Source organism: Psychromonas sp. L1A2 (genome assembly GCF_009828855.1).
Lineage (GTDB): Bacteria > Pseudomonadota > Gammaproteobacteria > Enterobacterales > Psychromonadaceae > Psychromonas.
On the sequence record NZ_WUAG01000002.1, the window covers coordinates 1,478,290 to 1,494,169 of the forward strand.

Annotated in this window: 14 protein-coding genes; 7 read left to right on the forward strand and 7 right to left on the reverse strand. The window is 34.4% G+C overall.

Going from position 1 to position 15,880, the window contains the following annotated elements; translation table 11 throughout:
* The first annotated feature begins 142 nt into the window (after positions 1-142).
* From GQR59_RS16730 to GQR59_RS16740, 3 genes are read left to right on the forward strand one after another with little or no spacing between them, the layout of a single operon-like run.
* Positions 143-526, forward strand: a complete 384-nt coding sequence (locus GQR59_RS16730) for a YijD family membrane protein (RefSeq protein ID WP_160064604.1) — start codon at positions 143-145, stop codon at positions 524-526.
* Positions 527-547: 21 nt separating this feature from the next.
* Positions 548-1,006 carry a methylglyoxal synthase gene (locus GQR59_RS16735; RefSeq protein WP_160064606.1) on the forward strand — a complete coding sequence of 153 codons (459 nt, stop codon included), beginning with the start codon at positions 548-550 and terminating at the stop codon, positions 1,004-1,006.
* A gap of 15 nt (positions 1,007-1,021) precedes the next feature.
* Positions 1,022-2,122: a YcbX family protein gene (locus GQR59_RS16740; protein ID WP_160064608.1), complete on the forward strand. Its 1,101-nt coding sequence runs from the start codon at positions 1,022-1,024 to the stop codon at positions 2,120-2,122.
* 65 nt (positions 2,123-2,187) lie between these two features.
* Here GQR59_RS16740 and miaE read toward each other — a convergent pair whose 3' ends face one another.
* Both miaE and GQR59_RS16750 read right to left on the reverse strand, forming a co-directional pair.
* Positions 2,188-2,949: a tRNA isopentenyl-2-thiomethyl-A-37 hydroxylase MiaE gene (gene miaE / locus GQR59_RS16745; protein ID WP_160064610.1), complete on the reverse strand. Its 762-nt coding sequence runs from the start codon at positions 2,947-2,949 to the stop codon at positions 2,188-2,190.
* A complete protein-coding gene (locus tag GQR59_RS16750; protein WP_236546825.1) occupies positions 2,950-6,264 on the reverse strand; it encodes a DEAD/DEAH box helicase in 3,315 nt (1,104 codons plus the stop codon).
* A 136-nt stretch (positions 6,265-6,400) separates the two neighbouring features.
* Here GQR59_RS16750 and GQR59_RS16755 point away from each other — a divergent pair, with 136 nt between their 5' ends.
* Positions 6,401-7,285, forward strand: a complete 885-nt coding sequence (locus GQR59_RS16755; protein WP_160064612.1) for a GGDEF domain-containing protein — start codon at positions 6,401-6,403, stop codon at positions 7,283-7,285.
* 185 nt (positions 7,286-7,470) lie between these two features.
* On the opposite strand, the gene galE is transcribed toward GQR59_RS16755, so the two are convergent.
* Complete coding sequence (gene galE / locus GQR59_RS16760; RefSeq protein WP_160064614.1) at positions 7,471-8,487, reverse strand: UDP-glucose 4-epimerase GalE; 1,017 nt, start codon at positions 8,485-8,487, stop codon at positions 7,471-7,473.
* A 227-nt stretch (positions 8,488-8,714) separates the two neighbouring features.
* Positions 8,715-9,080 carry a ComEA family DNA-binding protein gene (locus GQR59_RS16765; RefSeq protein ID WP_160064616.1) on the reverse strand — a complete coding sequence of 122 codons (366 nt, stop codon included), beginning with the start codon at positions 9,078-9,080 and terminating at the stop codon, positions 8,715-8,717.
* A gap of 335 nt (positions 9,081-9,415) precedes the next feature.
* On the opposite strand from GQR59_RS16765, the gene glpG reads away from it, so the two are divergent.
* On the forward strand, positions 9,416-10,252 hold the full coding sequence (gene glpG / locus GQR59_RS16770) for a rhomboid family intramembrane serine protease GlpG (RefSeq protein ID WP_160064618.1): 837 nt from the start codon (positions 9,416-9,418) through the stop codon (positions 10,250-10,252).
* 20 nt (positions 10,253-10,272) lie between these two features.
* On the opposite strand, the gene GQR59_RS16775 is transcribed toward glpG, so the two are convergent.
* Complete coding sequence (locus GQR59_RS16775) at positions 10,273-10,689, reverse strand: flagellar basal body-associated FliL family protein (protein WP_160064620.1); 417 nt, start codon at positions 10,687-10,689, stop codon at positions 10,273-10,275.
* Positions 10,690-10,941: 252 nt separating this feature from the next.
* On the opposite strand from GQR59_RS16775, the gene GQR59_RS16780 reads away from it, so the two are divergent.
* Positions 10,942-11,499: a chorismate--pyruvate lyase family protein gene (locus tag GQR59_RS16780; protein ID WP_160064622.1), complete on the forward strand. Its 558-nt coding sequence runs from the start codon at positions 10,942-10,944 to the stop codon at positions 11,497-11,499.
* Positions 11,499-12,362, forward strand: a complete 864-nt coding sequence (gene ubiA / locus GQR59_RS16785; protein WP_160064624.1) for a 4-hydroxybenzoate octaprenyltransferase — start codon at positions 11,499-11,501, stop codon at positions 12,360-12,362. Before GQR59_RS16780 ends, ubiA begins: the two co-directional genes overlap by 1 nt.
* A gap of 606 nt (positions 12,363-12,968) precedes the next feature.
* Here the strand turns inward: ubiA and GQR59_RS16790 are convergent.
* Both GQR59_RS16790 and rep read right to left on the reverse strand, forming a co-directional pair.
* Positions 12,969-13,700: a glutathione peroxidase gene (locus tag GQR59_RS16790; RefSeq protein ID WP_137297938.1), complete on the reverse strand. Its 732-nt coding sequence runs from the start codon at positions 13,698-13,700 to the stop codon at positions 12,969-12,971.
* 166 nt (positions 13,701-13,866) lie between these two features.
* Positions 13,867-15,876: a DNA helicase Rep gene (gene rep / locus GQR59_RS16795; protein WP_160064626.1), complete on the reverse strand. Its 2,010-nt coding sequence runs from the start codon at positions 15,874-15,876 to the stop codon at positions 13,867-13,869.
* Between the last annotated feature and the right edge of the window lie 4 nt (positions 15,877-15,880).

Consider the following 15,880-nt stretch of genomic DNA (forward strand, 5'->3'; position numbering starts at 1 on the left):
TAAACCTTTTATAAATAGTCTATTGTTATTGTTTAAGTATCTTTAACTTCTCACATACACTATAAATGTAAGAAATAGGTATTAGTTCATGTTATTTTTAAGGTTTAAATTTTAAACCAGTCAAACTACAGGAGTAATGACAATGCAAGACAGCAACATCTCTTCACAGCAGGATAGTAATATATCTGTAAAATGGTTAATTTATGCTTTCTTAATAGGGCTATCAACAAATGCGTGTTTTTCTATTTTAACGATTTCCCAAGTGACTTTTTCTCTTTTTCCATTTTTTACGCTATTTTTTGCGATTAGTCACTTTTACCGTTTATATATTCATGAAGCTAATAACGAAGGAAGCATCAGACCTGCATGGGCTGCATTTTTCATTGGATTGTTTTCTTACTCTGCCTTCACTAGTGCGTTATACCCAGAGCTAGGCTCAAATTTTATATCTATCACTATCGCACTGGTTTTGGCTATTTGGTTAATGTATAAATTAATGTTTGGCGACAAACGTTATTCAGCGTAATTATTCTATAAAGGCAAAAAAATGGATTATATTACTCGCAATATACCAAAATCTAAAAAAATCGCTTTAGTTGCACATGATCACATGAAAACCCTATTAACTAGTTGGGTATCAAAAAGAACAGAACAATTAAAGCAACATGAGTTATTCGCAACGGGTACAACGGGCTCTCTATTAACCAAAAAAACAGGTCTTCCAATAGAGTGTCTACTATCAGGACCAATGGGAGGAGATCAACAACTTGGATCTAAAATTGCCGAAGGTAAACTTGATCTATTGATTTTTTTCTGGGATCCAATGAATGCGGTACCACATGACACTGATGTGAAAGCGCTTTTACGATTAGCAGCGGTATGGAATATTCCTATCGCGACTAATATTGCAACAGCCGATTTTATTATGGACTCTGTTCATATTGATCAAGACTACGCGACACGTATTCCTGATTACCAAGGTTATTTGCTCGAACGTACACAATAGGGCTTGGAGATTGACGTGCAAAGCTTAACAGATATTTATATTTACCCAATAAAATCCACTAAAGGTGTCGAATTACCTCAAACGTTTGTTGAACAAAAAGGTTTGAAAGATGATAGGCGTTATATGTTAGTGGATCTTGATGGCCAATTTATCACTGGCCGTACTCACCCTCAGTTAACCCAGGTGAGTATAGAGTTTTCTAAAAAAGGCTTATTTGTTAGTGCACCTAATCAAACTAGTTTTTATATCCAACAAAAACAATTTACAGAGCAAATATTAACCGTTGATATTTGGTCAGATACATTACAAGCACAACATTGCCATCCAGATTACGACCGTTGGTTTTCGGCGTTCTTAAAGCAGGACTGCAAACTGGTTTATTTTTCTAACAGCAGTATGCGGTGTGTAAAAAACAAACAAACGCAAGTTAGTTTTGCTGATGGTTATCCATTATTAATTATTAACCAAGCATCAGTTGATCAACTCAATACTCATTTGGAAAAACCTGTTAGTGCTTTGCACTTTCGACCTAATTTGGTGGTTAAAGGAGAGGCTCCTTTTATTGAAGATAATTGGGCTCGTATTAAAATTGGGGAAGTAGAGTTTGAGGTTAGTAAGCCTTGTTCTCGCTGTATTTTTACTAATGTTGACCCTAAAACAGGTATTGCAGATATTGAACAGCCGCTTAAAACATTAGCACAATTTAGATTCCATGAAGGTGAAATTGATTTTGGACAAAACCTAATCCCCTTAAATGAAGGGATTATCCGCAGTGGTGATCCGGTGCAAGTACTAGAGACTAAAGAGGCTCCTGTATATCACTCGATGCTAAACAATCTTGAAAGCGACAAAAAAGCAGTAAAAATACACTTTTCTGTTAGCGATATTGAAGTAACTGGCAATACTCAACTACCCTTATTAGATCAAGCAGAACTCGCAGGTGTTAATATCCCATTTTCATGTAGAGGCGGTAAATGCGGTCGTTGTAAAACGAAATTATTATCCGGTGAGGTTGATGTATTAAATAACCAAGGTTTGTTTACAGAAGACATTGCAGCAGGCTATGTATTGGCTTGTAGTTGTATTCCTACCTCGGATATTAGTATCGAGCACTAATACGAAAAAAGCCATTAATCACTCTTTAAATGCTTTATTTATTAGAGAGTGATTATATTTCATAGTCACTTTTCAGGGCACCCACTATGAAACTTAAAGTCATCATCATAGCGACTGATTAACTCACCTTCCAATTTTCCAAAAAATTGAATTCGCTCAGAAATATCTTTACCTGCAATTCGCTCAGCTAAAGATAGATAATCTTGATAATGACGAGCTTCTGAACGTAACAACGAAAGGTAAAATTTATTTAACACAGGATCTAAGTGTGGGGCAATTTTAGCAAATCGCTCACAAGATCTCGCTTCAATATAAGCACTACAAATAAGCTTATCAATTAATGTATCAGGCTCATGTGTGGTGACATGCTTCAATAATTCTCTTGCATAGCGGCTTGAACCAACAAAATGAAAGGTGATATCGCGTGCTTGCATAATTTCTACAACTTGATAAAAATGGTGCAATTCTTCTTTAATTAACAAGACCATTTTATCAATCAAATCCTGCCCATAAGCAATATTTTCTTTTACGACTATTTTTTTAGATAAACCATTACTCGCTAACGCTTTCCAATCACCTTGCTTACGATAAACAAAGTCATTATAAGGTGTGAGCCAAGCCATAAGCGCATCACCGCTTTGTTTATCTACAGCATAACGACGAACTAATAACATCGCCGTTTGTGCCGCTTTTAGCTCGCAAATCATATGATCAACTAATAACGCAGATTGGTTTTCAACAAGTTTAGCTTTATCTACCCAAGCTTGTGGTGTTTCTACATGCAAAAACTGCTTAATCGGTGCTAATAATTGATCATCTGTCTGCATTTAATAACGCTCAAATAGTTTTAATAATGCATCGCTGTTATCAGGTGCAAAGTTCTCTTCTTGCTCTTTACCGTACACGCTATCAGCTAACTTTTGCTTACGAGACTGTAATGCTAAAACACGCTCTTCAACGGTTTCTTCACAAATCAATTTATAAACAAATACAGGCTTATCTTGGCCAATTCGATATGCACGGTCAGTCGCTTGATTTTCTACTGCAGGATTCCACCATGGGTCATAATGAATCACTGTATCAGCTGCTGTTAAGTTAAGCCCTACACCACCCGCTTTTAAGGAGATTAAAAAGACAGGTACATCGCCTGTTTGGAATTTTTCAATAACTTCACTACGATTACGTGTTTGCCCAGTTAATTTAACAAAATCAATCCCAGTTTCTAGTAATGCTTCTTCAATTAACCCTAACATCTGTGCAAATTGAGAGAAAATAAGAATACGACGACCTTCCTCAACCATCTCAGGCACAATATCCATTAAGAAGTCTAATTTAGCAGAGCTCTTAATTTGCTGTGCATGTTCTAGTTTTACTAGACGAGGGTCACAACAAGCTTGGCGTAGTTTTAATAATGCATCTAAAAATTCAATGCGGCTTCTTGCCATGCCTTTTTCACGTAATAAATCACGTACTTTTGCTTCCATCGTAATACGAATGCTTTCATATAATGTACGTTGGTCATTTTGTAGCGCAATTTTATGAATGATTTCAGTTTTAGCTGGTAACTCTTTAGCAACATCATCTTTTGTACGACGTAATAAGAAAGGTTTGGTTTTTTGAATTAACCAATGTTGAATTTGTTGATTACCCTCACCTTCAATACCTTTGCGGTAAACGCGATTGAAAGTGCTGTACGACCCTAAGAACCCAGGCATTAGGAAGTCGAATAAAGACCACAATTCACCTAAATGGTTTTCCATTGGCGTACCTGTTAAACATAAACGCTGTTTAGCATCGATCAATTTAATACTTTTAGTCATTTTTGCGAGTGGGTTTTTGATCGTTTGTGCTTCATCTAATATAAGGTCAGCAAAAGAAAAATCAGAAAATTCTTTAAAGTCACGAGCAATAAGTGGATAAGTCGTGATCACCAAATCATAATCATTAATATCTTTAAAGAATTGATGGCGGCTAACGCCATGTAATACTAATACTTTTAAATCAGGCGTAAATTTAATCGCTTCGTTTAACCAGTTGCCTACCAACGAGGTAGGACAAATAACCATCGCAGGTAATGTTAGTAACTGATGCTGCTTTTTATATAACAAATAAGCTAACGTTTGCACGGTTTTACCTAAACCCATGTCATCCGCAAGCACACCAGAGAAGCCATATTCATTTAAGAACATTAACCAGTTAAGACCTTCTTTTTGATAGTCACGTAATTCTGCTGCTAAACCTTCAGGTTTAGCGATTTCTTGGATACCACTAAAATTAGCTAATTTTTTAGCTAGATTTTGTACATGCTCACCACCAACCCAACGATTAATTTCCGGTAACTGAGCTAATAATGCAGCTTGGTTTTGCGGTAAATTAATTTTGCTTTCATTAACTTCACCGAGTTCTTGTAAAATTGACAAAATAGGCTGGATAGATTCTCGTTTAACACGCAGTGGGCGTCCATTGCCTTGCGCTAACAAGATATCGTAATTATTCTGCTGCCAATCTTCGTTACTACGTAACCACTCTAATAATAGTGGTAATAACTCAATACGTTTACCCTCAACTTCAATCGACACCCCTAAGTCAAACCAATTACCTTTTTCATCGATCGCAATATCAATGCTATCAACTTGTTGGCTCTGCAGTGCTAAATCTTTAGCAATATCAAACTCCCAACCTAATACTTCTAAGCGTGCTTTATGTGCAGTTAATAGAGATAACCATTGGAACTCTTGAGAACCACCTAACTCTGGCGGTAAAATACCCTGTAGATCTTTGGTAATAGGGTATTTTGGATCATACATATAGACATCAAGAAGACATAAGTCATTGAACTCTTTAAGCGCCGCGAGTTCAGCTTCAATATCTCGAGAAATACTCACGATCTGGCTTTTATGCATGTACTGGTTACGTTCTTTATCATCTAGAATACTTGGTGTTAATAGCAAATCACCATACTTGAAATATAAACGCCCTAAAAATAAGGTTTGAGATTTAATTGTTTGTACATCTAACTTAAAAATAACCTGAAGTTTTTCATCGATAGGCTGAATATCGTAATGTTGTGGATTAGGTAATACATCCTGTGAAAAGCCTAATGAAACCTCTTGGGTAAAATGAGCGCATTGTACTTCACCTAATGGCGGAGTCTGTAATAGAGAAAGTAACCAATCACGATTAAAATGTGTTTCAATTTCACCAACTTGATGACGCGTTAAATCATAAAAATAAGGTTTAGGAGTAGGAATCAACAACCATTCTTCACAGTCATCTAAATTAACAGTTAACTGTTTTAAGTCATCTTCTATTGATTGCCACTCAAGTTTCATTGGACGTGATTCAGAAACTGTTATTTTTTGTTCTAAATGCTCCCAAAAACAACGTCCCGTCTCTAATATTTTTTGTAATGCCAGTAAATCGAGTTCCGTTTTTATATAGGTTTTGCCTAATTTAGTCGCTCGTCCTTCTTTGGTTAATAAAAGACGTAAGATTTCAACATCTACATCTTCAACCCATTTAAAGCTTTCCATCCAGCTTTCGTTATCAGCAACTGAAACTAAATCTTTTTCGCTAAAGACATGTGTATTTTCACTTTTCAAAAAACGTACCGTGCCATATTCGACTTTTATATAACGGTGCTCATGATTAAGTATTTTTTTATCAAATGAAAAGCGGAAATAACCTTGATAAGCAGAGGCCCTTATTTTTGCAGGAGCAGCCGCTTTACCATTTAACATTTCATACCAAGTTTGATAACTATTTTCGACGTTATAATTAGGTGTATCTGCTTGATAAGCTAATAATAAAGCCACAGCATGTTTACAGTTCCAACCCACAGGGCAAGAACAAGTGCTATGAATTATATAACCACCTTTATTAGAAGGTTTTATTGATGCTTTAGTTTTATAAGGAGTATCATGGCTCCCTTTAACTAGCCCAACAAGGGCGTTACTCGATTCATCATAATCGCAGGCTAATACACGACTTTCTTTAAAATAAAGGGTGCCTCGATCAATAATGTTACGACCAAAACTTGTTGAAATATCTTGCTGAGTTACTTTAGGCATCGGAAAAAAACCATCTAAAAAACGGATCGTTAATGATAAAGAGATAGTCGGCATAAATAAAGCATTAATCACATTATTCAAAAATGATCTATTTAGTCGTTCATTTATTTACTCAGAAATATAATTGTAGTAAGTTGTATTTAAATATTTATTTGTTATCAAATTCACATAATATTGATAACAATTCAGTTAATAGAGATAAAACCACTTGATTAAAAGCACAGCAGCCAGCTCACTTTACTTTTTTGTTATTGCCTATGTAGCACTACAAACGTGGTTATTTCCGATTACCTATCAAATAGACCTCTATAGTCTATTTTTTGGTGTCATGATTACTGCCACTTTGCTTTTTTCATTTGTTAATATGCAAAAAGTAAAATATAACCCTGATGTCTATAAATACCTGATGAGTGGCTTTTTCTTTCTATTTGTTGCGATGTTAACCGACACATTAGATGAAATATTTGTTCAACCTTGGTTATTAGGGGCTTTATTTGAAGATACAGGACAATTAATCGGGTTTGTTTTAGTGACATACGGAATAGGCAAATGGATAGCACAAAATAATGCTAACTCTTCTAAATTAAAAAAACTTTCTGAAACCGATGACCTTACCCAACTATACACTCGTAGCCACTTTAATTATCAACTGACTAACTTATTAATTTCACCTCGCATTGAAACCTTCTCTATCCTATTAATTAATATTGATAACTTTAAACTCACTAATGAACGCTACAGCCAAGCAGCTGGCGATATTGTATTAAAACGACTCGCTAATAAATTAAGAGATTGTGTACGTAAAACCGATACCATAGCGCGTTGGGGTGGTGAAGAATTTATTATTTTACTGAATAATAGTAATGATGAGATCGCTAAACAAGTGGCAGAAATGATACGAACAAACACAGAATTATTATGTGTAGAATATGATCAAGATATTATTAATATCACAGTCAGCATTGGCGCTGTTACTTACAAAGATGAATTAAAAAGTAGTGAGCTTATTAACAGTGCAGAACAATGTTTATCTAAAGCAAAACAGCAAGGTAAAAATCAAGTATACGTGCGAGTGGATGCTGGAATAGTATAATTTATTGATATATACCAATTAACATTTGTATACGATATATTTTTGACATTTAAACTTTTGATATTTAGAGAGAAATTAAACAATTTTATTACAATCTCATTTTTTAGTTATTTCAATAAATCTATAAGGCTCTTTATGAACCTTATATTTATGGATTAGCATTTTAAAATAACATCAATACTCTTCTAATCTTTATAGCCATTAGGGTTATTTGACTGCCAGCGCCAGGTATCTTGCATCATATCTTCTAAACCACGTTCCGCTTTCCAATCTAACTCTGTTAATGCTTTTTCTGGTGCAGCATAACAAGCTGCAATATCGCCTTCACGACGTGGTGAAACCTTGTAAGGGATGGATTTTTTACTAGCAGTTTCAAATGCCTTAATCATATCTAAAACAGAATAACCATTACCCGTACCTAAATTGTAAATAAATACGCCTTTTTCATTCTCAATTCTTTTTAAGGCTTTTAAATGGCCAACCGCTAAATCAACTACGTGTATATAATCACGTACACCAGTTCCATCAGGCGTATCATAGTCATCACCAAAAACAGCGAGTGCTTTTAGTTTTCCTACGCCAACTTGAGCAATGTAAGGTAATAAGTTATTTGGAATACCATTAGGATCTTCGCCAATTAAACCTGATAGATGCGCACCAACTGGATTGAAATAACGTAAAATAACAAATGCCCAACGAGGATCTGACTTCGCCACATCTGCTAACACCATTTCTACCATTAACTTTGATGTTCCATAAGGGTTTGTTGTGCCACCAACGGGAAAATCTTCACGAATAGGCAACGCAGCAGGATCACCATAGACCGTAGCAGAAGAACTAAAAACAAGTTTAAACACACCTGCATCTTTCATCGCATCAAGTAGTGTTAATGTTCCTTGAACGTTGTTTTGATAGTAAGAAATAGGTTTAGCAACCGACTCGCCTACTGCTTTTAAACCTGCGAAATGAATAACAGAATCAATTTTATGTTGTTTAAATACTGTCTCTAAAAAACTTTTGTCTAAAATATCACCTTGATAAAAAATAGGGGCTTTACCAGTTATTTTTTTAACACGAGAAAGTGACTCTAATGAAGAGTTACATAAATTATCGATAATAATAACTTGCTGCCCTTCCTCTAAAAGCTCTACCACTGTATGAGAACCAATATAACCTGCACCGCCAGTAACTAAAATTGTCATAAGTTGCCTATTGTTCTATAAATTAAAATATAAAGGAAAAATAAATAAATTAAATTTGTTCTCACATTTTAACGTTTAAAGAGAGGGAATAACAAGTATGGAAGCAACTGTAAAAATGAAATTTGAAGTGATTAGACCAATTAGCTAAATAGAAAATAGAAAAATAGAAAAATAGAAAAATTAAAAGAAGTATAAGTCCCTGCATTATCGAAGGGACTTAGAAATAATCACAAACTCAAGTAAGGCATTATTTTCTCTAAAGTGCTCGCACCAATACCTTTAACATTCACGAGATCTTTTAAATCTGTAAAATCACCATATTGGTCTCGATAGTCAATAATAGACTGTGCGGTTTTAGGCCCAACTCCTGAGATAGAAGTCAATTGGTCTAGACTCGCACTATTAACATCAATACTCGATATTTTTGTAGCAGCAGCGGCCGTCGCACTAGCTTTTTTAACACTAGTGGTTGCAGAGCTAACCTTTTCAACACTAGAGGAAGTGAGACTGTTAAGATCGGCGGCAAATAAACTAGTTGGTAATAAAACTAAAGACGCAGCGAGGGTTAATCCACGTATAAATTTATTGATCATATAACGTTCCTTTCTTTTATTATTGGGAATACTAAATTTAGTTTACTCTTCCGCTGTGTCAATAAAATATCACAAATAAAGTTTATTGAATAAATAGCTAATTTATTTAATTCGATTCATCCTTAGTTATTCATTACACTACAAAACAGTTCTCTATCACGTTCTTATAGGATTTAACGCAATACAAAAAAATAAAGAGAATTCAAAGTTGAATGGGTTTATATAGAGTAAAAACAATAAAAAACATTAATTTTTTGGCAAAAAAATCCTTTATAACATGTTAATTAATAAGATAAATTATTAAATATGATGGCATAAATTTTCAGAGGTATATTATGACAGTATTACACAGCTTTGAGCATTTACGTTTAGCACAAGCTTTTTCAGATTATTTAAATAGTAAAAATATTCATAATATTATTCAGCGAAGTGAATTCCAACACCAAATCATTATTAAAAATGAAACTCAGTTAATACTGGCAGAATCAGAACTCGCTCTATTTTTAGCAAACCCAACTAAAAGCAAATATCTTTCCGCTAGCTGGGAATCAGGTAATATTGAAGAAAATTCAACGAGTCTTGCCTATGCTAATTCCAGTTTATTAAGTAACTTTAAACAGCATGGTGGGATCATTACACATAGTGTATTTATTATTTGCTTGGTTATTTACGGAGTGTCGGCATTAGGTTTTTTCAATCCAATCAATTCCATTTTTTCATTTTTTGTAAAACAACCTTTTGATTACCTTCAAAGCTGGCGTTTTATCACACCTGCTTTTTTGCATTTCAGCCTATTACATATCGTTTTTAATTCATTATGGTGGTGGCAACTAGGGGGGATGGTTGAAAAAAAACAAGGTAAACAACGATTATTCATACTCTTTCTATTTTCAGCCATTGCTTCTAACTTGGCGCAGTTTTTTTTAGTCGGCCCTTACTTTGGAGGCTTGAGTGGCGTGGTTTATGCCTTAGTCGGCTACTGTTGGTTATACGGTTTGATGAATAAAGGCAGCCAAGTACATTTACCAAATAGTATGTTTGCATTTCTATTAGGTTGGTTAGTATTAGGTTTTATAGATATATTGCCTGTTAACGTTGCAAACTACGCGCACTTAGTTGGTTTATTAGCAGGTCTTCTCTTAGCAGCCGCTTGCAGCAAATTGAAACTATAAAAATAAACAAAGCGAATAAATTATTGATCTAAATACTTGGTAAATAATAGATCTTCAATAGGTCTGGTGCCAGTAATTTCAAAAATAGCATCATTCGCAGCATTTAAACAACGAGTTCTAATTGTTTGACGTTCAGTTATGGATTTTATTTGTTGTTCACTTTGCTCACCAAGGATCGTTATAATACGATCACGAATAATTGGCTCATGCGTTTCTACCGCTTGATAAGCAGCTGTCGATTTAACCATTAAATCAATGCCTAATCGAATATAGCCAAGCTGCTTACCAGGTTTAATATAATTAGTAATAATATCTGGTTCTAATGCATAATATTGATAATCCGCCACTAGCTCTGTACTTTCTTCTTCAGCAGATACAAGATTAAATGGTGAAAATAGCGTTAAATAAAATAGACAAAAGAGTATTTTTTTGAACATGATCGATTCCTTCAACTAAGGCGTTAATATTTTTTGGGTGATATGATATCAATCTATACCCAATATTGTGCATAAAAAAAGCATTTCTTAGTTAAATAATTTATAAAGATGTAAATTTCTATCTAAACTTATCTTCAATTAAAATTTTTACTTAAGGTAAAGTAATTGATTTAATAGTATTTAAATGGAAACTTAATGAAATATCGATGACTTCACAGCAATAAATAAAATGATTTAAAATAAAAGGTTTGTATGTTTAATCCGTTACTTAATATTGTGTCATCTACGCATTGGCAAAAAAATAGTCACCCACAAAGTTGTTCTAAGCAAATACTATCTTGGTTATTGGATGAAACTTCTTTAACTAAAAAACTTGAACAACAATGTGAAAAATTTACTGTAGAGGTCAAACAACAATTAAATACCAATGCTAATGAGTCAGTACTTTCTCAGTTATTTCCTCAATCGGAACAAATATTGGTGCGGGAAGTACTCTTACATTGTGATGGTGTTGCAAATATATTTGCACAAACAGAAATCCCTTATCAAACACTGGCTGATAAACAAAAAAAACTAGCTAACATCGGTTCTGAGTCATTAGGTAAGTTTTTGTTTCAAGATAAAACATTACAACGCGGAAAAATTGAAATCGCAGAATTTCCTATTGGTTCATCGTTACATGAATTATGCGATGTATTACAACAACCTTGTGATCACTCTCTTTGGGCAAGACGTTCATTGTTTTACATCGAAAATAAGCCTTTATTAGTCAGTGAAGTATTTTTACCTGCATCTGGAATTTATAAATAATGGTCTATTTAAATGCACCTAAACGCCAAGCCTTATTGGAATTAATGCGAGTCGATAAGCCTATTGGTACGTTATTATTACTATGGCCAACATTGTGGGCATTATGGATTGCTGCACAAGGTTTGCCTAAAATCAGTGTATTAATTGTTTTTTGTTTAGGTGTATTTTTAATGCGCAGTGCAGGTTGTGTAATCAATGACTTTGCCGATAGGAAAGTAGATGGTTTCGTTTCCCGCACTAAAAATAGGCCTTTACCATCAGGTAGAGCCACCAGCAAAGAAGCTGTTTATTTGTTTTTAGGCTTAGCAATATCATCCTTTTTATTAGTATTGACACAAAATAATTTGACTATTCAGCTTTCAGTAATCGGCCTATTATTAGCCTTTGCATATCCGTTTATGAAGCGTTTTACGCACTTGCCTCAATTTGTATTAGGCCTGGCTTTTTCTTGGTCTATTCCGATGGCTTATGCAGCAGAAGCGAACATGCTTTCTAATTCTATATGGCTGCTATTTATTGCCAATATTACGTGGACTATTGCCTACGACACCATGTATGGCATGGTCGATAAGGAAGATGATCTAAAAATAGGCATTAAATCTACTGCTATTTTATTTGGAAAAAATGATAAACTAATTATCGGATTATTACAGCTAGCCACATTACTTCTATTAATGACTGTAGGCATCTTAGAGCAGTTAACTTGGTTTTATTATGCAGGGTTAGTCATTGCGGGATTTTTATTTTCACAGCAACAACGACGTATTAAAGATCGTGATAAAAGTGCCTGCTTTAAAGCTTTTTTAGATAATAATTATGTAGGGTTAATCGTTTTTGTTGGTTTGTTATTAACTTATCTGTAAATAAACTAACTTTATTGATAACACAAAAAAACCATACAATAGCGCTGTTGAAGGTCTGAATAAAAATGATATGTACTCTATTGCTTATCATTTTTCTAGCATTAAAATAACTTAAAAATAAAAGCAGCGCTTAGATTTCCACCAGCATATTCAATTATCAAAAAACAAAGTAATACCGATTACATTAAATAAGTGATCTAAATTTTGCACCTGAAAAATGACTTAGTTTAAGGCGTAAATTGAGGCCTTTCGAAGATTAACTTCGTTAATTGTCTGTCGGTGAATTAACTAAAACATGTTAATTCATTAATGGCTGTTCCCTTTACGAAATTTACAACGAAGAAATAAGTTATTTTAACAAGTAAAATAGATCAGTTAATTAGTGTGATTGATATAAGTACTTACTAACAAAAAAGACATACCAGTATAAAAATCACTGAGCCTATGACCTTTCTTTAGTGATAGTCCCCTCCTCTACTGCCAATAACCATAATGTATATAACCACTTACTTTATATTTATTATCTATTTTTAGAGTTTTTAAACAAAAAAAGCGTATGTTTCATTATAAAAACATACGCTTTAAGTAATATTTAGTTAGCGATTACTAACTATTTGCATAGGCAACAGCAGCATCACTATCACCAATATGTTTACCATCTACAAAAAGTTGTGGCACAGTCGTTTGACCTGTCATTGCTTTCAAACTAATACTAGTTGCATCTTTACCCAATACAATCTCTTCAAAACTAATATTGTTATCTTTTAATGCCGCTTTCGCTTTCTCACAAAAAGGACAACCAGGCTTAGTTAACAACGCAACTGCAGCAGGCGCTTTAGCATTTGGGTTCACATAATTTAGCATTGTATCTGCATCAGACACTTCAAACGGGTCACCAGGTTGATTTGGTTCGATGAACATTTTTTCAATCACGCCATCTTTAACCAGCATACTGTAGCGCCAGCTACGCTTACCAAAACCAATGTCATTTTTATTAACTAGCATACCCATGCCTTCAGTAAATTCACCGCTACCATCAGGTACAACAGTGATATTTTCAGCTTCTTGATCTGCAAGCCATGCATTCATAACAAACGTATCATTAACACTTAAACAAATGATTTCATCAACACCATTTTCTTTTAATACACCTGCTAATTCATTATAACGAGGTAAATGTGTAGAAGAACAAGTTGGTGTAAAGGCACCTGGTAATGCAAATACAACCACTGTTTTACCTTTGAATAATTCGTCGGTTGTAACATTAACCCATTCATCGCCTTGGCGAGTTGGAAAAGTTGCTGATGGTACGCTTTGACCTTCGATATTATCTAACATGTATTGCTCCTGAAATTTTCAATTATTTATGTTAAGTTTGCTAACAAACACGCGTTTGTTGCGGTGGCGTTATTATGCGAAATCGCAAATGCTAATTATTTAAAATTAACATCAACTATCACTTCTAGAAATAGTCTTTAGCTATTGATTCACATTATTTTTATTGTTAATCAAATAAGGCTTTCAAGTTTGCAATGCCTTTATCGGCTAATTGCTTCTTTTGATCTTCCGTGCGTTTTTTTGGGCCACTTTCCCACTCCACATCTTCCTGTGGTAACTCATTTAAAAAACGACTTGGAGTCGGTTTAATTGTTTCTCCATACTGGCTACGTTCTTTAGCTAAAGTAAATGTTAATTCTTTTTGTGCACGTGTAATACCAACATAAGCTAAACGTCGTTCTTCTTCGACATTATCTTCGTCAATACTAACTTGATGTGGCAATAAACCTTCTTCCATACCAATCATATAAACGTAAGGGAACTCTAATCCCTTCGATGCATGCAATGTCATTAATTGTACTTGATCTAACTCTTCTTCACTTTCATTACGAGATAACATATCACGTAATGTTAATCGTGCAACTACCTGCTCTAATGTCATTTCCTCATCTAAGTCATCACCTTTCAGCATTTCAGTCACCCACTTAAAGAGTGTGGAAACGTTCTTCATTTGCATCTCTGCAGCTTTAGGGCTTGGACTATTTTCGTATAACCAATCTTCATAACCAATATCACGAATTAAGTCTCTTACTACATCGATATCATCTTCTTTTTTTAAACGATCATTTAATTCGACTAACCAACAAGTAAAGGCTTGTAATGTATGTAACGATTTACCATTTAAGGTTTGCTCTAAGCCAAGCTCAAAGCTAGCCGAAAACATACTGATATGACGTAAATTAGCATAATTACCTAGCTTTTCACGACTCACGGCACCAATCCCTCTAGGGGGTTTATTAACCACGCGAATAAATGCATTTTCATCATCGTGATTCACTAATAATTTCAAATAAGCCATGATGTCTTTTACTTCACTACGAGCAAAAAATGACGTTCCGCCACTTATTTTGTAAGGGATACGATTTTCCATCATCACTTTTTCTAATAAACGACTTTGATGATTGCCTCGGTATAAAACAGCGTAATCTTTAAAATTAGCACCATTCATAAACTTATGTCCAGAAATCTCCATAACAACTCTTTCTGCTTCATTTTGCTCATTTTTGGCCAACAATACTTTAAGTGATTCACCATAAGCTAATTCACTAAATAAACGTTTATCGAACTCATGAGGATTATTCGCAATGAGTACATTCGCAGCTTTTAATACACGTTGGCTAGAACGGTAATTTTGCTCTAATTTAATGACTTTGAGTTGTGGAAAATCTCTTTGTAACAAGACTAAGTTTTCAGGTCGGGCACCGCGCCAAGAATAGATAGATTGGTCATCATCACCTACTACGGTGAAGCGAGCCCTTTCTCCCACTAAGGATTTAATCAACTCATATTGACTTGTATTAGTATCTTGGTATTCATCTACTAATAAATAACGAATTTTCTTCTGCCAACGTAAACGAACTTCCTCTTTAAATTTTAGTAATAAAGTGGGTAAAACGATTAAATCATCAAAATCTAAGGCGTTATAAGCTTTTAGTTGACGTTGGTATAAGTCATAGCAATGAGCAAAAATGACATCTCGTTCGCCCTTAGCTTGTTTTTTTGCCTGAGGAGGAAGAATAAGCGCATTTTTCCAATTAGAAATTTGCGTCACTAACGCTTTTAATAAATCAGTATCTTCTTTTAATTGTTTCTCGGTTAATTCTTTTAATAATGCCAAGGTATCTTGATCATCAAATAACGTAAAACCGGCTTTCATGCCTAAGGTTTTTATTTCTCGCTTAATGATTTCTAAACCCAAGGAGTGAAAAGTAGAGACCATTAAACCACGAGACTCTTTTCTACCTAAGGTTTCACTGACACGCTCTTTCATTTCACGTGCAGCTTTGTTGGTAAATGTTACCGCAACGATATTCTTCGCTAGGTAATCACAATGTTGTATTAAATAAGCGATTTTATTAGTAATGACGCGCGTTTTACCACTGCCAGCACCTGCTAGCACTAAACAAGGGCCAGAAATCGTTTTAACCGCGGCATCTTGTCCAGGATTTAGTTTCATATTG